At 69.9% G+C, this 23438-nt stretch carries 20 protein-coding genes and 1 pseudogene; 15 read left to right on the top strand and 6 right to left on the bottom strand.

The window, feature by feature from the left end; all coding sequences use genetic code 11:
- Positions 1-32: 32 nt before the first annotated feature.
- Positions 33-976: pseudogene (rarD, locus tag ACQ86M_RS10820) on the top strand (EamA family transporter RarD).
- A gap of 83 nt (positions 977-1059) precedes the next feature.
- Entirely contained in the window at positions 1060-2562 is a 1503-nt protein-coding gene (guaB, locus tag ACQ86M_RS10815; RefSeq protein ID WP_431245451.1) for an IMP dehydrogenase, read from the top strand.
- A gap of 88 nt (positions 2563-2650) precedes the next feature.
- On the opposite strand, the gene ACQ86M_RS10810 is transcribed toward guaB, so the two are convergent.
- Positions 2651-3808: a MalY/PatB family protein gene (locus ACQ86M_RS10810; protein WP_431245450.1), complete on the bottom strand. Its 1158-nt coding sequence runs from the start codon at positions 3806-3808 to the stop codon at positions 2651-2653.
- Between the two features lie 69 nt (positions 3809-3877).
- Between ACQ86M_RS10810 and ACQ86M_RS10805 the strand changes: the two genes are divergently transcribed.
- From ACQ86M_RS10805 to ACQ86M_RS10745, 13 genes are all read left to right on the top strand, one after another.
- Complete coding sequence (locus tag ACQ86M_RS10805; protein ID WP_431247878.1) at positions 3878-4996, top strand: GuaB3 family IMP dehydrogenase-related protein; 1119 nt, start codon at positions 3878-3880, stop codon at positions 4994-4996.
- Positions 4997-5036: 40 nt separating this feature from the next.
- Complete coding sequence (locus ACQ86M_RS10800) at positions 5037-6911, top strand: glycerol-3-phosphate dehydrogenase/oxidase (protein WP_431245449.1); 1875 nt, start codon at positions 5037-5039, stop codon at positions 6909-6911.
- Between the two features lie 114 nt (positions 6912-7025).
- A complete protein-coding gene (locus ACQ86M_RS10795) occupies positions 7026-7559 on the top strand; it encodes a cation:proton antiporter regulatory subunit (protein WP_431218696.1) in 534 nt (177 codons plus the stop codon).
- Positions 7560-7567: 8 nt separating this feature from the next.
- Entirely contained in the window at positions 7568-8935 is a 1368-nt protein-coding gene (locus ACQ86M_RS10790; protein ID WP_431245448.1) for a cation:proton antiporter, read from the top strand.
- A gap of 56 nt (positions 8936-8991) precedes the next feature.
- Complete coding sequence (locus ACQ86M_RS10785; protein WP_431245447.1) at positions 8992-9792, top strand: SURF1 family cytochrome oxidase biogenesis protein; 801 nt, start codon at positions 8992-8994, stop codon at positions 9790-9792.
- A gap of 4 nt (positions 9793-9796) precedes the next feature.
- Positions 9797-10246 carry a DUF3817 domain-containing protein gene (locus tag ACQ86M_RS10780; protein ID WP_431245446.1) on the top strand — a complete coding sequence of 150 codons (450 nt, stop codon included), beginning with the start codon at positions 9797-9799 and terminating at the stop codon, positions 10244-10246.
- Complete coding sequence (gene guaA / locus ACQ86M_RS10775) at positions 10242-11885, top strand: glutamine-hydrolyzing GMP synthase (RefSeq protein ID WP_431221468.1); 1644 nt, start codon at positions 10242-10244, stop codon at positions 11883-11885. The genes ACQ86M_RS10780 and guaA overlap by 5 nt, the downstream gene beginning before the upstream one ends.
- 161 nt (positions 11886-12046) lie before the next feature.
- A complete protein-coding gene (locus tag ACQ86M_RS10770; protein ID WP_431245445.1) occupies positions 12047-13912 on the top strand; it encodes a polysaccharide biosynthesis protein in 1866 nt (621 codons plus the stop codon).
- The gene (locus tag ACQ86M_RS10765; protein WP_431245444.1) at positions 13909-15054 is read left to right on the top strand and encodes a DegT/DnrJ/EryC1/StrS family aminotransferase; all 1146 of its coding nucleotides are present in this window, start codon (positions 13909-13911) and stop codon (positions 15052-15054) included. The genes ACQ86M_RS10770 and ACQ86M_RS10765 overlap by 4 nt, the downstream gene beginning before the upstream one ends.
- A complete protein-coding gene (locus tag ACQ86M_RS10760) occupies positions 15051-15671 on the top strand; it encodes a sugar transferase (protein WP_431245443.1) in 621 nt (206 codons plus the stop codon). The genes ACQ86M_RS10765 and ACQ86M_RS10760 overlap by 4 nt, the downstream gene beginning before the upstream one ends.
- Positions 15668-16306 carry an acetyltransferase gene (locus ACQ86M_RS10755; RefSeq protein WP_431245442.1) on the top strand — a complete coding sequence of 213 codons (639 nt, stop codon included), beginning with the start codon at positions 15668-15670 and terminating at the stop codon, positions 16304-16306. The genes ACQ86M_RS10760 and ACQ86M_RS10755 overlap by 4 nt, the downstream gene beginning before the upstream one ends.
- Positions 16307-16319: 13 nt before the next feature.
- Entirely contained in the window at positions 16320-17261 is a 942-nt protein-coding gene (locus ACQ86M_RS10750; protein WP_431245441.1) for an NAD-dependent epimerase/dehydratase family protein, read from the top strand.
- A gap of 35 nt (positions 17262-17296) precedes the next feature.
- The gene (locus ACQ86M_RS10745; protein ID WP_431245440.1) at positions 17297-18412 is read left to right on the top strand and encodes a glycosyltransferase family 4 protein; all 1116 of its coding nucleotides are present in this window, start codon (positions 17297-17299) and stop codon (positions 18410-18412) included.
- Here the strand turns inward: ACQ86M_RS10745 and ACQ86M_RS10740 are convergent.
- The 5 genes from ACQ86M_RS10740 to ACQ86M_RS10720 form a co-directional block, all read right to left on the bottom strand.
- Positions 18382-19452 carry a glycosyltransferase gene (locus tag ACQ86M_RS10740; protein WP_431245439.1) on the bottom strand — a complete coding sequence of 357 codons (1071 nt, stop codon included), beginning with the start codon at positions 19450-19452 and terminating at the stop codon, positions 18382-18384. The genes ACQ86M_RS10745 and ACQ86M_RS10740 overlap by 31 nt on opposite strands.
- A gap of 8 nt (positions 19453-19460) precedes the next feature.
- The gene (locus ACQ86M_RS10735) at positions 19461-20414 is read right to left on the bottom strand and encodes a hypothetical protein (protein ID WP_431245438.1); all 954 of its coding nucleotides are present in this window, start codon (positions 20412-20414) and stop codon (positions 19461-19463) included.
- Positions 20411-20683 carry a hypothetical protein gene (locus ACQ86M_RS10730; RefSeq protein WP_431218684.1) on the bottom strand — a complete coding sequence of 91 codons (273 nt, stop codon included), beginning with the start codon at positions 20681-20683 and terminating at the stop codon, positions 20411-20413. The genes ACQ86M_RS10735 and ACQ86M_RS10730 overlap by 4 nt, the downstream gene beginning before the upstream one ends.
- Complete coding sequence (locus ACQ86M_RS10725; protein WP_431245437.1) at positions 20680-21540, bottom strand: hypothetical protein; 861 nt, start codon at positions 21538-21540, stop codon at positions 20680-20682. Before ACQ86M_RS10725 ends, ACQ86M_RS10730 begins: the two co-directional genes overlap by 4 nt.
- Positions 21541-22162: 622 nt before the next feature.
- A complete protein-coding gene (locus ACQ86M_RS10720; RefSeq protein ID WP_431245436.1) occupies positions 22163-23431 on the bottom strand; it encodes a nucleotide sugar dehydrogenase in 1269 nt (422 codons plus the stop codon).
- Positions 23432-23438 lie beyond the last annotated feature (7 nt).

The following is a 23438-nucleotide window of genomic DNA, read 5'->3' as shown; positions in this document are numbered from 1 at the left end:
CCGTCGTCGTTTCCGGAGGTAGAGTCGGACGAGTGGCAGCACCATCCGACGACCTCTCCTCGCACCGCACCTCCGGCCTCCTGTACGCCGTGTCGGCGTACGTGCTCTGGGGCATCCTCCCCTCTACTTCCTCGCCCTCGCGCCCGCCGGCGCGTGGGAGATCGTCGCCTGGCGCATCATCTTCTCGCTGGGCTTCTGCGCCATCGCGCTGACGGTCACCCGCACCTGGCGCCAGTTCGGCGCCCTGATGGCGGATACGCGCGTGCTGTTCACCATGGGGCTCGCCGGCCTGTTCATCTACGTCAACTGGCAGACCTACGTGCTCGCCACCGTGAGCGGGCATGTCGTCGAGGCGTCGCTCGGGTACTTCATCAATCCGATCGTCACTGTCTTCCTCGGCGTGCTCGTGCAGCGCGAGCGGCTCCGCATCGCGCAGTGGGTCGCGGTCGGCGTGAGCATCGTGGCGGTCATCGTGCTCGCGGTCGGCTACGGCTCCGTGCCGTGGATCGCGCTCATCCTCGCCTTCTCGTTCGGCCTGTACGGGCTCATCAAGAAGCGGGTGGGCGGGCGAGTGGATGCGCTCTCCGGCCTGACCCTGGAGACCCTCTGGCTCGCGCCCGTAGCCGTCGTACAGCTGGTGATCGTGGGCGTCACCGCCGGGCTGACCCTCGGCAGCGCGGGCCCGTGGCACACCGTCCTGCTCGTCGGCGCGGGGGTCATCACGGCCGTCCCGCTGCTGTTCTTCGCCGCGGCCTCCCGCCGGCTGCCGCTGGTGATCATGGGCTTCATCCAGTACTTCGCCCCCATCATCCAGTTCGTCGTCGGCGTCGCGGTGCTGCACGAGGCGATGCCGCCCGAGCGCTGGCTCGGCTTCGCGATCGTCTGGCTCGCGCTCATCATCCTGAGCGTCGACATGATCGTCGCGGCACGGCAGAACAAGCGTGCCGCCGAGCTCGATCTTGCTCCCGTCGACTGAGGCCGGAACCGGCGGAATACCCGCCCAGGTTCTGCCGTTACCATTGAGCATCCACAGTCGCGCATCTTCTTGATAGGGGTGAAATGGATCAGCCCGATCCGTTCGGTTTCATCGGTTTGACCTACGACGACGTCATGCTGCTCCCCGGGCACACCGACGTCATCCCGAGCGAGGCGGACACCTCCACTCGCCTGACCAAGCGCATCTCGATGGCTACGCCGTTGCTGTCGAGCGCGATGGACACCGTGACCGAGTCCCGCATGGCGGTCGCCATGGCCCGTCACGGCGGAATCGGCATCATCCACCGCAACCTGTCGATCGAGGACCAGGCGGCCCACGTCGACAAGGTGAAGCGCTCCGAGTCGGGCATGATCACCAATCCGGTGACCACCACGCCCGAGGCGACCGTCGAAGAGGTGGATGCCCTATGCGGCCAGTTCCGCGTCAGCGGCCTGCCGGTCGTCGAGCCCGACGGCACCCTGGTCGGCATCATCACCAACCGCGACATGCGCTTCGTCTCGCCGTTCGAGCGGTCGACGACGCTGGTGCGCGACGTCATGACCCGTCAGCCGCTCATCACCGCGCCGGTCGGCATCGACCCCGACTCCGCGGTCGCGATCTTCGCCGAGCACAAGATCGAGAAGCTGCCCCTGGTGGATGCGGACGGCAAACTCCGCGGCCTCATCACCGTCAAGGACTTCGACAAGAGCGAGAAGTACCCCGACGCCACCAAGGACGACGAGGGCCGCCTCCGCGTCGGCGCCGCGATCGGCTTCTTCGGCGACGCCTGGCAGCGCGCGATGACCCTGGTCGACGCGGGTGTGGACGTCATCGTGGTCGACACCGCGAACGGCGACAGCGCCGGCGTGCTCGACATCGTCAGCCGCCTGAAGGCGGAGCCGCGCGCGTCGCACGTCGACGTGATCGGCGGCAACGTGGCCACCCGCTCCGGCGCGCAGGCGCTCATCGACGCGGGCGCCGACGCCATCAAGGTCGGCGTGGGTCCGGGCTCCATCTGCACCACCCGCGTCGTCGCAGGCGTCGGCGTCCCCCAGGTGACCGCCGTCTACGAGGCGTCGCTCGCCGCGCGCGAGGCGAACGTCCCGCTCATCGCCGACGGCGGCCTCCAGTACTCCGGCGACATCGCCAAGGCCCTCGTCGCCGGCGCGGACAGCGTCATGCTGGGCTCGCTCCTGGCCGGCACCTCCGAGTCGCCCGGCGAGCTCGTCTTCGTCAACGGCAAGCAGTTCAAGAACTACCGGGGGATGGGGTCGCTCGGCGCCCTGCAGACCCGCGGCAAGAAGACGTCGTACTCGCGCGACCGCTACTTCCAGGCGGACGTCCCGAGCGACGAGCAGCTGATCGCCGAGGGCATCGAGGGGCAGGTGCCGTTCCGCGGCCCGCTCTCCGCCGTCTCGTACCAGCTCGTCGGCGGCCTGCGCCAGTCGATGTTCTACGTCGGCGCGCGCACCATCCCCGAGCTGAAGGCCAACGGCAAGTTCGTCCGCATCACGGCGGCCGGGCTGAAGGAGTCGCACCCGCACGACATCCAGATGGTCGTCGAGGCGCCCAACTACCGTCGCTGACATCCTCGACGTGAACGATTGCGGTCGTTCGTCACGATTGCCTCCGCTCGCCGCGGCGCAGACGTGACGAACGGCCGCAGTCGTCGTCTCAGCGCCGGGTGAGCTCGGCGATGCGGTCGACCGCCTCGGTCAGCACCTCGGGCGAGCACGCGAAGTTGAGGCGGACGAAGCCCGCGCCGGGCGTGCCGAAGTCGGTCCCGGGGTTCACGGCGACGCGGGCCTCCTCGAGGATGCGCGGCGCCGGGTCGTCGCCCCACCGCAGCTCGCGGAGGTCGAGCCAAGCCAGGTAGCTCGCGTGCGGCTGCCGGTAGCCGACCCGGGGCAGACGGTCGGTGAGCAGCACGGCGAGCAGCTCGCGGTTCTTCTCGATCGCGACGAGGGCCTCATCCAGCCACTGCTCGCCGGAGCGGTAGGCGGCCTCGGTCGCGATCCGTCCGAACTGGCTGGTGCGCACCTCCACCTCGATGGGGAGCGAGTGGATGCCCTCCGCAAGTTCCGCCGAGGCCGTGACGAACAGCGCGCACTTCAGCCCGGCGAGGTTCCATGCCTTGCTCGCCGCATGCGCCGCGATGCCCACCTGGCGCGCCTCGGCGGAGACGGACAGGAACGGGGTGAACGTCGCGTCCGAGTGCGTGAGCGGCGCGTGCACCTCGTCGCTGACCACCCACACGCCGTGGCGCGCGGCCAGCGCGGCCACCGCCTCCAGCTCCTCCCGCGGATGCACGAGGCCCAGCGGATTGTGCGGATTGCAGAGCAGGAACGCCTTCGCGCCCCCGGCGAAGGCCCGCTCGAGCCCCGCCATGTCGAGCGCCCAGCCGCGCCCATCCGTGCCGCCCTCGAGCAGCGGCACCTCCTCGACCACGCCGCCCGCCTCGGGGATGAAATCGAAGAACGGCGGATACACCGGCGGCGTGATCACCACGCGGTCGCCCGGTTCGATCAGCATCCGCAGCGACTCGACGATCACCACGCCGACATCCGTGGTGGTGCGGGTCCGCGCGGGGTCGACCGCCCAGCCCCAGCGGCGCTGGGCGAAGCCGGCGAAGGCGCGCTGCGTGCGGTCGTCGGGGCCGATGTAGCCCGTGTCGCTGCGGTCGACCGCGGCGTGCAGCGCGTCCTTTATCGGCGGCGCGAGCGGGTAGTCCATCTCGGCGACGAAGAGCGGCAGCACATCGTCGGGATACGCACGCCACTTCTCGCTCGTGCGCTGGCGGAGGCGGCTGAGGGGTTCTGCTTCGACGCTCACCCGTCCACTGTCCCACGTCCATCCGGCACTGGCCCAGGGGCGCCGCGGCCTAGACTGAAACGCGTGAGTATGGAGATCGAGATCGGGCGCGCCAAGCGCGCCCGCCGTGTGTACGCCTTCGACGACGTCGCGGTGGTGCCCAGCCGCCGCACCCGCGACCCGGAGGACGTATCGGTCTCCTGGACGATCGACGCGTACCAGTTCGACATCCCCTTCCTCGCCGCCCCCATGGATTCGGTCGTCTCGCCGACCACCGCCATCATGATGGGCCAGCTGGGCGGACTCGGCGTGCTCGACCTCGAGGGCCTCTGGACGCGGTACGAGGACCCGGAGCCGCTGCTCGCGGAGATCCGCGAGCTGCCGGCCGAGCGGGCCACCTCGCGTATGCAGGAGATCTACGCCGAGCCGATCAAGCCGGAGCTCGTCACCCGCCGGCTCGCCGAGATCCGCGAGGGCGGCGTAACGGTCGCGGGCGCCCTGTCTCCGCAGCGCACGCAGGAGCTGTACGAGACGGTCGTCGCGGCCGGCGTCGACCTGTTCGTCATCCGCGGCACCACCGTCTCCGCCGAGCACGTCTCGAAGAACGTCGAGCCGCTCAACCTCAAGAAGTTCATCTACGAGCTGGATGTGCCGGTCATCGTCGGCGGCGCGGCCACCTACACCGCGGCCCTGCACCTGATGCGCACCGGCGCCGCCGGCGTGCTGGTCGGGTTCGGCGGGGGAGCAGCCTCCACCACCCGCTCGACCCTCGGCATCCACGCGCCCATGGCGACCGCCGTCGCCGACGTGGCGGGCGCGCGGCGCGACTACATGGACGAGTCCGGCGGCCGCTACGTGCACGTGATCGCCGACGGCGGCCTCGGCAGCTCCGGCGACATCGTCAAGGCCATCGCCTGCGGCGCCGACGCGGTCATGCTCGGCACGACGCTCGCCCGGGCCACGGACGCGCCCGGCGGCGGCTGGCACTGGGGCGCCGAGGCGCACCACGCGCAGCTTCCGCGCGGCAACCGCGTCGAGGTGGGGCAGATCGCCCCGCTGGAGGAGATCCTGTACGGCCCGGCCCCCGTGGCCGAGGGCTCTGCGAATCTCGTGGGAGCTTTGCGGCGCAGCATGGCGACCACGGGATACTCGGACCTGAAGGAGTTCCAGCGCGTCGAGGTCGTCGTCGCGCCCTACCGAACGCAGTAGGACCAGGTGCCGGCCGACGGCGGCCGGGGAGGAGAGAACGATGACGGATTCCCGATCGGCTCCGGGTGGCGACAGGCACGCCACGCCCGCTTCCAACCCGGCGGTGACGTACCCGTCACGCCTCGGACCGGCGGAGCGGGCGGCCGCGATCGCGGCCCTCAAGGACACCGAGCTCGACATCCTGGTCGTGGGCGGCGGCATCGTGGGCGCGGGCTCCGCGGTCGACGCGGCCACCCGGGGCCTCACCACCGGGCTGCTGGAGGCGCGCGACTTCGCATCGGGCACCTCCAGCCGGTCGTCGAAGCTGGTGCACGGCGGCATCCGCTACCTCGAGCAGCTCGACTTCCGGCTGGTGCGGGAGGCGCTGATCGAGCGCGGTCTGCTGCTGCAGCGCATCGCTCCGCACCTGGTGAAACCGGTGCGCTTCCTGTACCCGCTGCACAAGCGGGTGTGGGAGCGCTTCTACATCGGCGCCGGGATGATGCTGTACGACATCTTCTCGTACACCGGCGGCCGCCCTCCGGGGGTTCCGCACCACCGCCACCTCAGCAAGCGCCAGGTGCTGAACGCCATCCCGTCGATGAACAAGGACGCGCTGGTCGGCGGCATCACCTACTACGACGCGCAGGTCGACGACGCCCGCTACGTCGCGAACCTGGTCCGCACGGCGGCGCACTACGGCGCGCACATCGCGTCGCGGGTGCGGGTCGAGGGATTCATCAAGGTGGGTGAGCGCGTCGTCGGGGTGCGCGCGCACGACCTCGAGACCGACGAGCGGTTCGAGATCCGCGCCAAGCAGGTCGTCAACGCGACCGGCGTCTGGACCGACGACACCCAGTCGATGGTGGGGGAACGCGGCCAGTTCAAGGTCCGCGCCTCCAAGGGCATCCACCTCGTCGTGCCGCGCGACCGGTTCCAGTCGAAGATGGGCCTGCTGCTGCGCACCGAGAAGAGCGTGCTCTTCGTCATCCCCTGGGGCCGGCACTGGCTGATCGGCACGACGGACACCGACTGGCACCTCGACAAGGCGCATCCTGCCGCCACCGCCGCCGACATCGACTACCTGCTGGCCCACGTCAACGAGGTGCTCAACGTGCCGCTGACGCGGGAGGACGTGGAGGGTGTCTACGCCGGCCTGCGGCCGCTGCTGGCCGGCGAGTCGGAGCAGACGTCGAAGCTGTCCCGCGAGCACCTGGTCGCGCACTCGGTGCCGGGTCTCGTCGTCATCGCCGGCGGCAAGTGGACGACGTACCGCGTGATGGCGAAGGATGCGGTGGATGCCGCGGTCAGCGCCCTCGACGGCAAGATCCCAGGCTCCACCACGATGGACATCGCGCTCGTGGGCGCGGAGGGCTACCAGGCCGCCTGGAACCGCCGTCACCGCATCGCCAAGGAGTCCGGCCTGCACGTCGCCCGCATCGAGCACCTGCTCAACCGGTACGGGACGTTCGCCGAGGACATCCTGTCGCTCATCCGCGAGGACCGGTCGCTGGCCGACCCGCTGCCGGGCGCCGACGACTACGTCGGCGCCGAGGTGGTCTACGCGGCGAGCCACGAGGGCGCGCTGCACCTGGAGGACGTGCTCGCCCGCCGCACCCGCATCTCCATCGAGGCCTGGGACCGCGGCGTCTCGGCGGCGCCGGTGGCCGCGTCCCTCATGGCGCGCGTCCACGGCTGGGACAGCGACCGCGAGGAGCGGGAGGTGCGCACGTACCTCAAGCGCGTCGAGGCCGAGCGGGCCAGCCAGCTGCAGCCGGACGACGAGTCGGCCGACCGCATCCGGCTCGAGGCTCCGGACATCGTCGACGTGGACGCCGAGGCGGCGAAGAAGGTCGCGCAGCCGACCCCCGCCGACGCGGCGCCCAAGCACGTCGAGGGCGCGGGCGGAGAGGACGCTCCGGCCACGGAAGGCTGAGAAGCACCGCAGAGGAGGCCCTCCCGGGATGCGATCCCGGGAGGGCCTCCGCGCGCCTGGCGATAGGCTGGAACCTCACCCCCTTATGCCGGCCGGTCCGGCGGATGGAGACGGATGATGGTTGACGTTCGACGGGTCAAGCTACCCGGGGTCGGGGTGCTGCACACCTTCGTGACCGACGATGGCGGCAAGGTCGGCGTCATCGCACACCGCTCGGGTCACAGCGACCTCATCACCTTCTCGGACCACGAGGACGGCAGCGACGTCACCAAGGTGTCTCTGCGGCTCAACGAGGACGAGGCGCACACGCTGGCCGAGCTGCTCGGCGGCACGCAGATCACCGAGACGCTGACGGCGCTCGACCAGATCCCGGGCCTCAGCATCGACTGGTTCACCGTCGACTACGACGACCACATCGCGGGCCAGCAGCTGGGGGCGCCCGGCGACCGCGGCTTCGTCGGCCTGACGGTCGTGGCCGTCGTGCGCGGCGACTCCGCGAACCCGGCGCCCGCGCCCGACTTCAAGGTCTTCCCGGGCGACACGCTCGTCGTCGCCGGGACGCCCGAGAAGGTCGCGAAGGCCTTCTCGTTCTTCCGCACGGGCGAGGTCGCCCACCGCGCCACCGCCGACGCTCCGCCCGGAGGCTGATCGTCACGATGCATCTCGGCGAAGACCTCATCGTTCTCGGCATCCTCCTGCTCGTCGCGTACGTGCTCGGACGCCTCGGCAAGCTGGTGGGGCTCCCCGCGATCCCCATCTACATGATCGTCGGGCTGCTCGCGAGTCCGCACACCGGCTGGTTCCCGCTCAACTTCGAGAGCCACTACATCGAGCTCATCGCGATCTTCGGGCTCATCCTGCTGCTGTTCAATCTGGGCCTCGAGTTCGATCAGGACGAGTTCTTCGGCAACTTCGGCAAGCTGATCGTCTCGGGCGGCTCGTACATCGTCATCAACATGGGCGTCGGCCTGATCTTCGGCTTCATGGTCGGCTGGGGCACCCGCGAGGCGCTGATCATCGCCGGGATGACCGCGACATCCTCGTCGGCCATCGTCACGAAGCTGCTCATCGAGCTGCGCCGGCTGGCGAACACCGAGACGCCGATGATCCTGGGCGTGACGGTGGTGGAGGACATCTTCATCGCCATCTACCTGGCGATCGTCTCGGTCGTCCTGAGCGGCGAGACGGACTTCTGGCCGGTCGTCGGCAAGCTGGCGATCGCGTTCGCGTTCCTGGTCGTGATGTTCACCATCGCCCGGTGGGGCGGGCGGTTCGTGTCGCGGTTGTTCCGCACGAAGGACGACGAGCTGTTCACCATCCTGTTCTTCGGCTTCGCGGTGCTGTTCGCGGGGATCGGCGAGCTCCTGGGCGTGACGGATGCGATCGGCGCGTTCCTGATCGGGCTCGTGCTCGGCGCGACGAAGTACCGCAACAAGATCGAGCACATCGCGATCCCGCTGCGCGACGTGTTCGCGGCGTTCTTCTTCCTGAACTTCGGGCTGGCCCTCGATCCGGCGAAGTTCCCGTCGGTGCTCATCCCCGTGCTGGTCGCCGTGCTGCTGACCGTCGTGCTCAACATCGGCGCCGGGCAGTTCGTCGCCTGGATCAACGGGCTCGGCGTGCAAGCCGGGATCAACACCACGGTGATCCTGCAGAACCGCGGCGAGTTCGCGCTCATCCTCGCGACACTGTCCCTGGCGGCGGGGCTGGATGAGCGCATCCAGCCGTTCGCGGGCCTCTACGTGCTCATCATGGCCGTGATCGGACCGATCCTCGCAGCGAACTCCGAGAGGATCGGTGCGATGATCCTACGGTCCGGCCCGAAGCGCCGGCGCGAACGGAAGAAGAAGGCGCGGGATCCCATGCTCGACGAGGAGATCGCGCTCGTCGAGGCGGCGACCGCCGACCTCGACCCCGACGCGCAGCGCGACACGGCGGGTGCGGACGACACGCGTCGCGCCGTCGACCAGCTGGTCGAGCGCGCGATGCAGCAGGACACCAGCGGCGAACGGGAACGGGACTGACCATCGACACGACGACGGGAGGCGCGACGCCTGCGGGCGGGACGACCCTCTTCCAGATGATGCTGCGCCCGCGCTGGATCGGCGCGCTCGTCTTCGCGCTGCTCCTCGCCGCGGGCTTCGCCTGGCTGGGCCAGTGGCAGCTGGAGCGCGCGGTCGAGTCGGGCAAGGCCGTCGAGGCGCCGACCGAGACGGTCCTCCCGCTCGCCGGCGTCGCCCGTCCCGGCGCCCCGCTGCGCGACACCGCGGTCGGGCAGCTGGTCCGGTTCGACGCGACGTTCGTGCCCGGGGACTACCAGCTGCTGCACGACCGGCTGAACGACGGGAAGAGCGGCTGGTGGGTGGTCGGCCACGCCACCGTCGAGCGCGGCGACGGCACGCCCGTCGCGCTCGCCGTGGCCCGCGGCTGGGCGGCCGACGAGGCCACCGCGAAGGCGGCGATCGCCCGCCTCGCCGCGCAGCCGGCGACCGCGCAGCAGGTGGAGGGACGCATCCTGCCCGACGAGCAGCCGCAGTTGCCGGACGACAAGCAGAAGGACCCGACGGGGATGCGCAGCCTCGGCGTCGGCCAGCTCTACAACCTGTGGACCGGCGTCGACGGGGTAGACGTGTACGCCGCGTACGTCGTCGAGCGCGGCGCCCCGGCCGGCCTGGTCCAGATCGATTCGCCCCCGCCGATCGCGCAGACGGAGCTGAACTGGCTCAACGTCTTCTACGCCGCCGAGTGGATCATCTTCGCCGGATTCGCGGTGTTCCTCTGGTACCGCCTGGTGAAGGACGCCAAGCAGCGCGAGGACGAACTGCGCGAGCTGGCGGCGGAGGAGGCGCGGAAAGCAGCCCCGGCGGGGAACGTAGAATAGCTTCATGCCCCTCGCTCCCAAGCTCGAAGACTTCCCGAAGATCCGCGGGGCGCTCCGGTTCTACCAGGTCTTCGCGTACGTCACCGGCATCATGCTGCTGTTGCTGTGCGCCGAGATGGTCGTCAAGTACGGGCTCGGCTACGAGCTCTTCGCGTTCAGCAACTACGGCGTCCTCACCTTCGTGCCCGTGAAGACCGCGGTCGCGCCGACCGGCGTCGACCTGAGCACGGGCATCCTGATCGCGCACGGCTGGCTGTACGTCGTGTACTTGTTCTCGGACTTCCGCCTGTGGAGTCTGATGCGCTGGCCCTTCACGAAGTTCGTCATGATCGCCCTCGGTGGCGTCGTGCCGTTCCTCTCGTTCTTCGTGGAGGCCCGCATCACCAAGCAGGTGAAGTCCTACCTGGCCGGCCGTGAGGCTGAGGCCGCTGTCCCTGTGGAGGCCACAAATTAGCGATTCGCTCAACCCCGCACCTCCGGCGTCCGACGAGGCGTCCGCGACCGGCACGCCGGCCGGAGCCGACGCGGCCAACCCGTCCGGCCCCGTCCTCGTCGTCGACTTCGGCGCGCAGTACGCCCAGCTGATCGCCCGCCGGGTGCGCGAGGCGAACGTGTACTCGGAGATCGTGCCGCACACCGTCACGGCGGCCGAGATCGCCGAGAAGAACCCGTCCGGCATCGTCCTCTCCGGCGGCCCTTCCTCCGTGTACGAGGAGGGCGCGCCCCGCCTCGACGAGGGCATCTTCGACCTCGGCGTGCCGGTGCTCGGCATCTGCTACGGCTTCCAGGTCATGGCGACCGCCCTCGGCGGCGAGGTCGCGAAGACCGGCCAGCGCGAGTACGGCTCCACCGCGGTGCGGATCTCGGATTCGGGCGTGCTGCTCGACGGCCAGCCCGAGGAGCAGACCGCGTGGATGAGCCACGGCGACTCCGTGTCGCGGGCTCCCGAGGGCTTCGAGGTGCTCGCGTCGACCGAGGGCACCCCGGTCGCGGCGTTCGCGAACGACGACCGCAAGCTGTACGGCGTGCAGTGGCACCCCGAGGTGAAGCACACGACCTACGGCCAGGCCGTGCTGGAGAACTTCCTGCACCGCGCCGCGGGCATCCCCGCCGACTGGAACAGCGGCAACGTGATCGCCGACCAGGTGGCGGCCATCCGGGCGCAGGTCGGCACCGGCCGCGTCATCTGCGCCCTGTCGGGCGGCGTCGACTCCGCGGTGGCGGCGGCGCTCGTCCACAAGGCCGTCGGCGACCAGCTGGTGTGCGTCTTCGTCGACCACGGCCTGCTCCGCAAGGACGAGGCCCGCCAGGTGGAGGTCGACTACGTCGCATCCACCGGTGTCCGGCTCGTGACCGTGAACGCGCAGGAGCAGTTCCTGACCGCTCTCGCCGGCGTCAGCGACCCGGAGACCAAGCGCAAGATCATCGGCCGCGAGTTCATCCGCGTGTTCGAGCAGGCGCAGGCCGACCTCATCGCAGAGGCGGCGAGCGAGGGCGATCCCATCCGCTTCCTCGTGCAGGGCACCCTGTACCCGGATGTCGTGGAGTCGGGCGGCGGAAGCGGCACGGCCAACATCAAGAGCCACCACAACGTGGGCGGCCTGCCGGAGGACCTGCAGTTCGAGCTCGTCGAGCCGCTGCGGACCCTGTTCAAGGACGAGGTGCGTGCGATCGGCCGCGAGCTCGGGCTCCCGGAGGCGATCGTCGGGCGCCAGCCGTTCCCCGGCCCGGGCCTCGGCATCCGCATCGTCGGCGAGGTCACCCAGGAGCGTCTGGACCTGCTGCGCGAGGCCGACGCGATCGTCCGTGCCGAGCTGACCGCGGCCGGACTCGATTCGGAGATCTGGCAGTGCCCGGTGGTGCTGCTGGCGGACGTCCGGTCGGTCGGCGTCCAGGGCGACGGCCGCACCTACGGCCACCCCATCGTGCTGCGCCCCGTCTCCAGCGAGGACGCGATGACGGCCGACTGGACGCGCCTGCCGTACGACCTGCTGGCGAAGATCTCGAACCGGATCACCAACGAGGTGGACGGTGTCAATCGCGTCGTGCTCGACGTCACGTCGAAGCCGCCGGCCACTATCGAATGGGAATAGCGCAGTATCGAGTGGGAGTGACCCGGGGTGACCCCGGGCGGTCGCTACGACCTCAATGGCGAGGACCGAACGAACCGTTTGGTATCGTCGTAGACGAGTCCGTCTGTCCAAGGCGGGTCTCTGCGACTTCGATTCGGTTAACACGCGGCAAGGAAAATGCAATGGCCCTGAAGGACTGGCTCTGGACGAGCAGAGTCCAGGACGAGACCCGAGCGCGCGGCGAGTCCATCGTCGCCCGCTTCGGCGGCCAGTATCTCGCCGACTCGATCGCCTGGATCGTGGCCATCGTCATCGCGGTGATCCTCCGCTACGACTTCTCCGTGTACCGGGTGCACTGGCTGCCGGTGCTGACCTTCACCGTGGTCGTCCTCCTGCTGCAGCTCGTGCTCGGCTGGCTCTACTGGGTGTACCGCGGGCGCTACACCTACGGCAGCTTCGAGGAGGCAACGGCGGTCGCCGTCACGGTGCTGACCGTCATGGGCCTCGTCACCATCCCGCTCGCGGTGTTCGGCCCGTCCCTCGGACTGCCGCGCAGTCTGGCGCTGATCGCCGGCCCGATCGCGTTCGGCCTCATGGGCCTCGCGCGCTACCTCAAGCGGCAGTACGTCATCCGCCGGCTTCGGGTGAACCCCAGGGCCGAGCGTGCGCTGCTGGTCGGCGCGGGCTTCATGGGCAGCATCATGGTGCGCCGGATGCTCACCGACCCCGAGTCGCGCTACCTGCCCGTCGGCATGCTCGACGACGACCGCAGCAAGCGCAACCTCCGCCTGCTCGGCGTCCCGGTGCTGGGCTCGATCGACGACCTGCAGCGCGTCGCCACCGCCACGAACGCGACCGTTGTGCTGGTGTGCGTCGCCCGTGCGGACGCGACGCTGCTCACCCGCGTCTCCGACCTGGCCGAGCCCGCCGCGCTCGGCGTGAAGGTCCTCCCCGAGCTGGACGAGGTGCTGAAGGGCCGCACCCGCCTCAGCGACGTGCGCGACGTATCCATCGAGGACATCATCGGGCGCCGTCCGGTCGACACCGACATCGCGTCCATCGCGGGCTATCTGACCGGCCGTCGCATCCTCGTCACGGGTGCAGGCGGCTCCATCGGCTCCGAGCTGGTGCGCCAGATCTCGAAGTACGGCCCCAGCGAGCTGATGATGCTCGATCGCGACGAGACCGGGCTGCAGCACGCGCAGCTGAACATCGTCGGCAACGGCCTGCTCGACTCCGACACGCTCATCCTGGCCGACATCCGTGACGGCGAACGCCTGCGCGAGATCTTCCGCGAGCGGCGCCCGGACGTGGTTTTCCATGCCGCCGCGCTGAAGCACCTGCCGATGCTGGAGCGGTATCCCGACGAGGCGTGGAAGACGAACGTCCTCGGCACCCTCAACGTCATCAACGCCTCGCTGGAGGCGGGCGTGCAGCAGTTCATCAACGTCTCCACCGATAAGGCGGCGCGCCCCACGAGCATCCTCGGCCACTCCAAGCGCGTCGCCGAGCGGCTGACCGCGTGGGCTGCCGAGTCCTCCGGCCGCCCGTACGTCTCCGTGCGCTTCGGCAACGTGCTCGGCAGCCGCGGGTCGCTCATCCCGACGTTCAAGCGCCTCATCGACGAGGGCAAGCCGCTCACCGTCACCCACCCCGAGGCCACCCGCTACTTCATGACCATCCCCGAGGCCTGCCAGCTGGTCATGCAGGCGGGCGCGATCGGCTCGGCCGGCGAGGTGCTCATCCTCGACATGGGCGAGCCGGTGAGCATCCTGGATGTGGCCAACCGCATGATCGCGCAGTCCGGCCGCGACCTCGACATCGTCTTCACCGGCCTCCGCCCGGGCGAGAAGCTGCACGAGGAGCTGATCGGCGAGGGCGAGACGGATGTGCGTCCGCACCACGTGCTCATCTCGCACGCCCGCGTACGGCCGATGAGCCCGGAGCGGCTCGACCGCGAGGAGTGGCTGCGCCGCTGGGAGCTCGGGCACAGCGACACCGCGATGGTCGGCGTCGTCTCGTCGCGGGCGGACGGTGCCCCCTCGTGAGCCGCATCTACATGTCCTCGCCGGATGTCGGCGAGCTGGAGGAGCAGTCCGTGGTCGCCGCGCTGCGCTCCGGCTGGATCGCGCCGCTCGGCCCCGATGTGGACGCCTTCGAGCGCGAGATCGCCGAGCGCGTCGGCGTCCCGCACGCCGTCGCCCTGAGCTCCGGCACGGCGGCGCTGCACCTCGCCCTGCTCGGTGTCGGCGCGGGCCCGGGCTCGGTGGTGATCACCTCCACGATGACGTTCGCCGCCACCGCCAACGCGATCGTGTACACCGGCGCCGAGCCGTACTTCGTCGACTGCGACCCCGCGACCGGCAACCTGTCTCCCGAACTGCTCGAGCAGGCGCTGCTCGACGCCGAAGCCCAGGGCCTCCGCGTGGCGGCGGTGCTGCCCGTGGACCTGCTCGGCCGCGTCGCCGCCTACGAGGCCATCGAACCGCTGGCGGCGCGTCACGGCGTCCCTGTCGTGTCTGATGCCGCCGAGTCGCTCGGCGCGTCGCGCGGCGGGCGCGCCGCCGCCTCCTTCGGCGCCGTCGCCGCCCTGTCGTTCAACGGCAACAAGATCATGACGACGTCCGGTGGCGGGATGCTGCTGACGGCCGACGCCGAGCTGGCGGCGCGAGCCCGCTACCTGGCGACCCAGGCCCGCCAGCCCGTCGCGCACTACGAGCACGTCGACATCGGCTTCAACTACCGGATGAGCAACCTGCTCGCCGCGCTCGGCCGGGCGCAGCTCTCGCGGCTCGACGGCATGATCGCCCGGCGTCGCGCGATCCGCGACCTCTACCGCGAGCTGTTCGCCGGCGTGCCCGGTGTGACGATCTTCCAGGGCGACGGCGACGAGGACGACAACGTCTGGCTGACCTCCATCCTGGTCGACCCGGAGGTGGCCGGCTGGCGCGCCTCCGAGCTGAGCGCCTGGCTCGCCGGGGACGACATCGAGAGCCGGCCGCTGTGGAAGCCGATGCACCTGCAGCCGGTGTTCTCCGATGCGCGCCGCCTGGTGGACGGCAGCGCCGAGCGACTGTTCCAGACCGGCGTGACGCTGCCCAGCGGCTCCGTGCTCGACGAGGCGCAGCTCGCGCGCGTCAGCGACCGCATCCAGGCCTTCGTCTCGGCACGCGCGGGGCAGCCCGCATGACCGACGCGCGCCGTCCCTACGACGCGGTGAAGCGGGTGCTCGACGTGGTCACCGCGGTGCTGGTGCTGGTCGTCGGCTCGCCCGTCTTCGGCGTGGTGGCGCTGCTCGTCGCGCGCAACCTCGGCCGGCCCGTGCTGTTCGCGCAGCCGCGGCCGGGACGCGACGGCCGCGTGTTCACCCTGCTCAAGTTCCGGACCATGCGCTCCAACCCGCCCGGGGTGGAGCTGCCGGACGAGGAGCGGCTCACCCGCTTCGGCCGCGTGCTGCGGTCGACCAGTCTCGACGAGCTGCCCAGTTTCGTGAATGTGCTGCGCGGGCAGATGAGCGTCGTCGGCCCGCGGCCCTTGCTGGTGTCGTACCTCGAGCGGTACACGCCGGAGCAGGCGCGGCGGCACGAGGTCCGTCCCGGCATCACCGGCCTGGCGCAGGTGAGCGGCCGCAACACCGTGGAGTGGGCGCGCCGCTTCGACCTGGACGTCGAGTACGTGGATCGCCGGAGCCTGCGCCTCGACGCGTCCATCCTGCTGCGGACCGTGCGCGCGGCGCTGGTGCGGGAGGGCATCTCGGCCGAAGGCCATGCGACGATGCCCGAGTTCCGCCCCGAGGCGCACGCGTGACGGCGGTCGTCGTCATCGGCGCCGGCGGCTTCGGCCGGGAGGCGCTGGACGTGCTGGAGGCCGCCGAGCGCGCGGATCCCGGCCGGTTCACCATCCTCGGCGTGGTCGACGACGCGCCCTCGGACGCAGCGCTTGCGCGACTCGCCGACCGCAGCATCCCGTACCTCGGTGCGCTGGACGACTGGCTCGCGAGCGTCCCGGACGCCGGCTACGTGATCGGCGTGGGGTCGCCCGCTGCGCGCGAGCGGATCGAGCAGCGCCTGGAGGCCGCCGGCCTCCACCCCGTCACCGTCGTGCATCCGCAGGCCGTGATCGGCAGCCGGGTGCGCATCGGCGAGGGCAGCGTCATCTGCGGCGGCGTGCAGATCTCGACCAACGTCGGGCTCGGTCGTGCCGTGCACCTCAATCCCGGAGCCGTCATCGGCCACGATGCTGAACTGTCCGACTTCGTCTCCGTGAACCCCGGGGCCATCGTCTCCGGCGAGGTCCGCGTCGGGAGGGGGACGCTGCTCGGAGCGGGCAGCGTCGTCCTGCAGGGTCTCACCGTGGGGGAGGGCAGCACCGTCGGTGCGGCCGCCTGCGTGACCCGCGATGTCGCCGACTCCGCCGTCGTCAAGGGCGTTCCCGCCCGCTGAACCGAAGAGAGCAATGAGAATTCTGATCACCGGCGGGGCCGGCTTCATCGGGTCCAACCTGGTCCGTCACCTGAACCGCGTGCACCCGGAGGCCGAGGTGCGCGTGCTCGACGACCTCAGCACCGGACGGCTGGAGAACCTCGAGGGCACGACCGCGGACGTCACCGTCGGCAGCATCCTCGACTTCGAGCTCCTGCAGTCGGTCGTGGAGGGCGTGGACTCGGTCGTGCACCTGGCGGCCCTCGGCAGCGTGCCGCGGTCGGTGGCGGCGCCCATCCCCTCGCACCACGCGAACGCGACCGGCACCCTGCACGTGCTCGAAGCCGCGCGCCTGGCCGGAGTGGAGCACGTCGTCGTGGCGTCGTCGAGCTCCGTGTACGGCAGCAACACCAAGCTGCCGAAGACCGAGTTCGACTGGACCCGCCCGATGAGCCCGTACGCGGTGAGCAAGCACGCCACCGAGGGCTACACGATCGCCTACAACCACTCGTACGGGATGCGCACGCTCGCCTTCCGCTTCTTCAACGTGTTCGGACCGTATCAGGCTGCCGACCATGTCTACGCCGCCGTCATCCCGAAGTTCGTGGAGGCCGCGCTCGACGGTCGCACGCTGACCGTCCACGGAGACGGGCTGCAGTCGCGCGATTTCACCTACGTCGAGACCGTGTGCGCCGCGCTGACCGTCGCCATCGAGCGCCGGATCAGCGACGTGCACCCCGTCAACCTGGCCTTCGGCACCAGCACCCCGCTGCTGCGCGTCATCGACCTCATGCAGGACCACCTCGGCCTCGAGCTCGAGGTGGAGCACGTCGAGCCGCGGGTGGGCGATGTGCGCGCCTCGCAGGCCGACGGCGTCCGCATCCGCGAGCTGTTCCCCGAGGTGGAGCCGGTCGAATTCGAGACCGCACTCACGCGCACCATCGACTGGTACCGCGACCAGCGGGACGGTCGATGACGGCTGCGGGGCGTCGTCCGGTGATCCTGCTGGGGGTGACGGTCGATCTGTCCCTCCGGCTGATGAGCGGGTTCCCGGCGTTCCTGGCCTCCCGCGGCTGGGATGTGCACGTCGTCTGCTCGCCGGGCCCGGGTGTGGATGCGCTCGACGGGACCGACGGCGTGACGGTCCACCGCCTCCCCATGCGCCGCGACCCGTCTCCGATCGCGGACCTGCGCTCGCTCTTCGCGTGGATCCGACTGCTGCGCCGCCTGCGACCGGACGTGGTCAGCGCCGGGACGCCGAAGGCGGGGCTGCTGGGCATGCTCTCGGCCCGTCTCGTGCGTGTTCCGGCTCGGGTGTACCTGCTGCGCGGTCTGCGGCTGGAGACGTCCACAGGGCTCGGCAGACGCATCCTCACGGCCCTGGAGCGCGTCTCGATCGGGTGCTCGACCGCCACGGTCGCCGTCAGCCGGAGCCTCGCCGCCCGGGCGCAGGAGCTGCGTCTCGGCAAGCGGGACCGGTTCGTCGTTCTCGGCGACGGCTCCTCGAACGGTGTCGACGTCGACGCGATCGAGCGCACGCTACCGTCGCCCGCGGAACGAGACGCGCTGCGCGAGAGCCTCGGCCTCGGCGCCGGCCCCGTGATCGGCTTCGTGGGCCGCCTCACGGAGGACAAGGGCGTCGGCGTGCTCGCGGACGCCCTGCACCTGCTTCGCGACCGGGGCATCGCCGTGCAGCTCCTCGTCGTCGGTGCCGCCGAGGGCTCGGCGACCGACCCGCTGACGCCGTCCGGCGTGACGGTCGCGCGCACAGGGTTCGTGACCGACCCGGAGCGGTACTACGCGCTCATGGATGTGCTCTGCCTCCCCACGTTCCGCGAGGGCTTCCCGAACGTCGTCCTCGAGGCTGCGGCGGCGGGGGTCCCCACCGTGACGACCGACGCGACGGGAGCGGTGGACTCGGTGGTCGACGGCGAGACCGGGCTCATCGTGCCGGTGCGCGACGCCGAGGCGCTCGCGGAGGGGCTCGCCCGGCTGGCCGGCGACGCGGAGTTGCGGGAGCGGCTGGGCGCGGCCGCGCGGGAACGCGCCCGCACGCGGTTCGGCCGCGCGACGGTGTGGGCGGCGCAGGAGGGGTTCTACCGGGGGTTGCTGGCGAGCCGCTCATAGAGGGCGACGTAGGCGCGGGCGGTATCGGTCACCCGGAACCGCTCCGCGTTAGCCGCGGCGCCCTGGGAGTATCGCAGGTAGTCGGCATCGGTCGCCGTCACCGCTCGGACCGCGTGCCGGATGCCCTCGACGCCGTCCGCCTGATCGAAGAGAATGCCCGCTTCCCCGTCGGTGACGGACTCCTTGAACCCGTCGACACGCGGCCCGACGACTGGGAGACCCATCGCCATCCCTTCGGCGGCGACGAGGGAGAATCCCTCGAAGCGGGACGTCGACAGCAACAGGTGATGCTGGTCCATGAGCGCTCCGACGTCGTTCGACTGTCCCGCAAGGGAGACCCGATCGGCGACTCCGAGCTCTTGGGCCAGCGCGACCAGTGCATCCCGTTGCGCGCCCTCCCCTACGATCGTCAGCGAGGTCTCCGGTAGTCCGGCGACGGCCCTGATGGCGTCGGCGAAGTTCTTGCGCTCGTCCAGGTTGCCGACGGCGATCACCTTCGTCGGTAGGGTCAGCTCTCGGCGGCGTCGCCGCTCGAAGAAGGAGTCAGAGATCCCGTTCGGGATCAGTTCAACCGGTCGACGGGTCCCGAGACCGGTCAAGTACTCCGTCAGGGCGCTCTGCACGCCGACGCTGATCGCGACGAGCGCCCGGTAGCGGCGGTAGAAGAACCGATCGGATCGTCGGAGGACTGCGCTGTCACGTCGGCGGTTCCACGTCGAGTGCTCCGTATACACGAGCGGACGCCGGACTCCGCTGAGCGGTGCGAAGTAGAGCGCGGGGAAGAGGTGGACGTGTACGACGTCAGCGCCCTTCAGCCATCGGCGCATGCGCAGGGGCGAGAGCGGGTCGTATGGCGAGCGGCCGGCGGACATGACGGGGATGCCGTGTCTCTCCGCCGCGGCGCGGGGCACCCCGGGCGAGCGTCCGATCGTGACGATGGTCACCTGATGGCCCGCGGCCCGCATCGCCACGGCGAGGTCGACCACGAGCGTCTCGGCGCCGCCGGTCGCGAGCGAGTTGATGACGTGGGCGATCCGCATCCGCACCCTCAGATCATGTCAGCGTCGGCATCGACGTCGAGCTCGATGCCGACCGGGGCCGACGAGCTCTTCGTCTGGCCGAACAGGAGGACGATCCAGACGACCGCGATGACCACCGTCGTGATCGTGACGGCGATGATCGCCCCGTGGATGCCGAACAGCAGGCCGCCCGCGATGGGGAGCACGATGCCGGTCAGCGATGTGGCCGCCCGGGCGCTGAGGAGTCTGCGGCGACTGAAGTGCGTGCGCGCCAAAAGGTAGTAGACGCCGTTGAGGAAGGTCGCACCGACGAACACGCCCGCCTCCCACGCGTAGTCGGTCAGCGCCGTGAGGGTGCCGATCTGCAGGCCCGTGAGCTCGAGCACGACGATGGCGGCGTAGCAGACGGCGCCGATGACGGCGGACAGGCCGACGAAGAGAGCGACGGACCGCGCGCGCGCGAACCCTCTCGCGTCCACGCCGGCGAAAAGCGGACGGACGGGAGTGAGCAGCAGCTTCACCGGCCCGGACACGTTCGAGAGTGCGCGGTAGACGCCGAAACCATTGACCCCGAGGATCGGTATGAGGGCGTATGGCGTGCCGATCCCCGACGCGTCGAGCAGTACGGAATCGCCCAGCAGGGTCTTGATCTCATGATTGTGGGTGCGCAGCCACGACGGGATGAGCCGGGGCGCGTATCCCGTAGCGGGCCTGGAGAGAGCGGCGCTGACGACGGAGCTCGCCGCCCAGACCACCATGACGGTGGTGAGCGAGAAAGACTCCCGAGCGAAGAGGAACAGCCCCCAGCCGACGACCAGGACCAGCACGTTGGCGAAGTCGGCGGGCACCACCCACCGGTACTCGCGATGGTGCATCGCGAAGTAGCGGGCGCCCACTCTGTACGTCGCAGTCCCCACCGCCAGCCCGCTCACCGCGGCCAGGCCCTGATAGCCCGGGATCAACAGCAGGATGAGCGCGGTCACGACCCCCGACAGGATGGAGTGCGCCAGAAGGGGGCGCTGAACTGCCGCCAGTCACCGATCGGTTTGACCCGCTGCCAGGCTTCGCACACCACCGACAGGAGCACGGAGGACGCGAGGGCGAAAGCCAGATAGACCGCCGAAAAGCGCCCGAACGCGGCGGGCTCCAAGCTGACGAGCGCCAGGAACTGCAGCAGCACGATGGCCGCCGAGGAGAAGACTGTGCCGAGGGAGATCCAGTAGAGGTGCTTCCGCGAGGAGCCCGAACTCACGTGTACTGCTCCGCCAGCTGCGGTTCCAGCGGCTCGCGCTCCCGCGCGTGGGAGACGAAGATCGCGCTCGCGATCATCAGTGGAAGGAACACGGGCCACATGTGGCCGGGCGCCTGCAGGTAGGGGTTGGTGGCGTTGGCGGCCAGAGCGGCCAGCGCTCCCACCGTGCTGACGTACAGCGGTGCACGCATCCCCTGATCGAATCGGAAAGCCTTGCGGAGGGCGAGGAAGCCGGCGACGAAGGTGGCCAGCATCAGGAGGACGCCGAGGATGCCCGTCCAGTAGAAGATCGCGTGATACTGCAGCTCTGTCTGCCACGGCTTCATGTCGCGGATCACGTGACCGCGATCGATCGTCGCTCCGAAGCCCTTCCCGACGATCCAGTCGGCGGCCGAGGACGGGGCCAGCAGGTTCTGGCTCTCGTTCTTTCGGATCTCGTCGGCGAGGGCGTCGTCCGCCGAGACGCTCAGCTTGTGGCCATCCACGGTCGAGAGGTCCTTCGTCGGAAGCTCCGCCTTCTGGCCCTCGACGATCTTGCCCGAGGCTCCGACCGCCGATCCGAACATGGACGCAAAATGCGGCTGCGCCGCGAAGCTGAGCACGATGGCGATGATCGCCGCGATACCAAGGCGCAGGAATGCACGCCCGGAGAATCCTGGGTTGGTCGAATGAGCATTCCGGACCCGGAGGGCCACCAGAGCGAGGATCGCGATGATGGGAGAGACCACCAGGATGAGCACGATGGCCCGGCGCCACGAGACGACTGCTCCCGTGATGGCGAGGAGGCCGCCGCCGTCCGCAGCCAGACCGGAGGCAGGAACCGGTCCTTGGGATCGCAGAAGAGCGACGCCACCCACATCGCACCCCACCAGATCAGGGGCGGTAGCGAGCTGGACGAGAGAGACACCATCCCGCTCGCGTCGGTGACCCCGCGCAGCAGAAGCGGCTGCGTGAGCCACGCCGGCAGGGTGCTGAACGGGAGGTGACCCGTGATCGCCAGTGCGTCGACGAGGAAGAGGATGCCGATTAAGACGGTCACCCAGGCGCCCACTGTGAAGATCACACGGATGAGACGTCGGTCGAAGCCCACCACGATCACGCTGAAGACCGCTGGCCAGATCAGGAAGAATACGAGCGTGCGCTGCCACGACTCCGCGTCTCGGGCGATCCCTGTCGCGATGCCGAGGACCAGGAACGCGAGCCAGAGTGCCGCCGGCAGCAGCAGCGACCGATCCGGGCGCAGCTTGTGCTTGAGGATGGCGATCCCGGCGAGCAGCGCGAAGCTCAGGATGAGCGGATAGAGCAACAGGTTGTTGCCGACCGGCACGAGGAACACGTACGCCATCGCCACGACGGACCAGACCGTCACCGCGAGGGTCCACGGCTCGCGGATTCGCGATGACTGAGACATGGAGCAGTTCCTTATGGATGAAGGGCGCGACTAATCTACCGCACGCGTTGTGAGGACCGGACGTTCGCTCAGAGTCGCTCGACGGCCGGACCGTTGACACGATTCTTCGTGTCGAGGACGGGGACGGTGCTGTTCGCCAGGAGTGCCAGGTCGAATTCCTCGTGGTCTGTGACCAGCACGATGGCGTCCGCGTCGGCAAGTGTCTCCGCAGCGTAGGGGGCGCGCTCAACGCCGGCGGGCCAGCGGTGGTCCTCCACGCGGTCGTCGATGCCGACGATCTGCGTGCCCAGGTCCTTCAGCACGTCGATGAGGCGCAGCGACGGCGACTCGCGGATGTCGCCGGTGTTCCGCTTGTACGAGAGGCCGACGAGGACGACACGCGAACCGTTCAGCGCCTTGCCTGCGCGGTTCAGCAGCACCATCAGACGCTGCGCGACGTAGTCGGGCATGTGGTCGTTGATGTCGTTCGCCAGCTCGACGAACCGGAACGACTGGCCGAGCTTGCGGCGCACCTGCCATGACAGGTAGCTGGGGTCGACGGGAAGGCAGTGCCCCCCGACGCCCGGTCCGGGCGTGAACTTCATGAACCCGAACGGCTTCGAGGACGCCGCCTCGATCGACTCCCAGACATCGACGCCGAGCTGGTGGCCGAAGATCGCCAGCTCGTTCACGAGGGCGATATTGACGTGGCGGAAGGTGTTCTCCAGCAGCTTGGTGAGCTCCGCCTCCTTCGTGCCGCTGACCGGGACGGTGCGCTCGACGAGGTCGTCGTAGAAGCCCTGGACCTGCGCGAGCGACTCCGGATCGATGCCGGAGACGACCTTCGGGGTGTTCACGAAGCCCCACGTCTTGTTGCCCGGGTCGATGCGCTCCGGGCTGTAGCCGACGTGGAAGTCCTGGCCGGCGGTGAGTCCCGACCCCTCCTCCAGGATGGGGACGAGCAGCTCCTCCGTCGTGCCGGGGTAGGTCGTCGACTCGAGAATGACCGTCGCCCCGCGGGCGAGCCGGCCGGAGAGGGCGCGTGCCGACTCCTCGATGTAGGTCAGGTCGGGGTTGCCCTCGCTCAGCGGGGTGGGGACCGTGATGACGGCTACGTCGAAGCCCTCGGCGTCCGCGTAGTCGTCGCTGGGCGTGTAGCGGCCCGACTGCATGGCGTCCGAGAGGGTGGCGGACGAGATGTCGTCCACGTACGACTCGCCTCGTCGCAGCGCGTCCACGCGTCGCTGGTCCACATCCAGACCCACCACCCGGTAGCCCACCTCGGCGGCGCGCATGGCGACCGGGAGGCCGACGTAGCCCTGCCCGACGATGACGGCGAGCTTCTGCGATGAGGTCATGATGTCC

This window comes from Leifsonia xyli subsp. cynodontis (genome assembly GCF_050632205.1).
Classification (GTDB): domain Bacteria; phylum Actinomycetota; class Actinomycetes; order Actinomycetales; family Microbacteriaceae; genus Leifsonia; species Leifsonia xyli_D.
The sequence above is the reverse complement of the archived record's forward strand: the minus strand, read 5'-3'. Positions and strand labels throughout refer to the sequence as shown.

Excerpts from the sequence above, each read along its gene's own strand:
- guaB (WP_431245451.1), top strand. The coding sequence starts at position 1,060 with ATGGATCAGCCCGATCCGTTCGGTTTCATCGGTTTGACCTACGACGAC.
- ACQ86M_RS10805 (WP_431247878.1), top strand. The coding sequence starts at position 3,878 with ATGGAGATCGAGATCGGGCGCGCCAAGCGCGCCCGCCGTGTGTACGCC.
- ACQ86M_RS10800 (WP_431245449.1), top strand. The coding sequence starts at position 5,037 with ATGACGGATTCCCGATCGGCTCCGGGTGGCGACAGGCACGCCACGCCC.
- ACQ86M_RS10795 (WP_431218696.1), top strand. The coding sequence starts at position 7,026 with ATGATGGTTGACGTTCGACGGGTCAAGCTACCCGGGGTCGGGGTGCTG.
- ACQ86M_RS10790 (WP_431245448.1), top strand. The coding sequence starts at position 7,568 with ATGCATCTCGGCGAAGACCTCATCGTTCTCGGCATCCTCCTGCTCGTC.
- ACQ86M_RS10785 (WP_431245447.1), top strand. The coding sequence starts at position 8,992 with ATGATGCTGCGCCCGCGCTGGATCGGCGCGCTCGTCTTCGCGCTGCTC.
- ACQ86M_RS10780 (WP_431245446.1), top strand. The coding sequence starts at position 9,797 with ATGCCCCTCGCTCCCAAGCTCGAAGACTTCCCGAAGATCCGCGGGGCG.
- ACQ86M_RS10770 (WP_431245445.1), top strand. The coding sequence starts at position 12,047 with ATGGCCCTGAAGGACTGGCTCTGGACGAGCAGAGTCCAGGACGAGACC.
- ACQ86M_RS10760 (WP_431245443.1), top strand. The coding sequence starts at position 15,051 with ATGACCGACGCGCGCCGTCCCTACGACGCGGTGAAGCGGGTGCTCGAC.
- ACQ86M_RS10750 (WP_431245441.1), top strand. The coding sequence starts at position 16,320 with ATGAGAATTCTGATCACCGGCGGGGCCGGCTTCATCGGGTCCAACCTG.
- ACQ86M_RS10740 (WP_431245439.1), bottom strand. The coding sequence starts at position 19,452 with ATGCGGATCGCCCACGTCATCAACTCGCTCGCGACCGGCGGCGCCGAG.
- ACQ86M_RS10720 (WP_431245436.1), bottom strand. The coding sequence starts at position 23,431 with ATGACCTCATCGCAGAAGCTCGCCGTCATCGTCGGGCAGGGCTACGTC.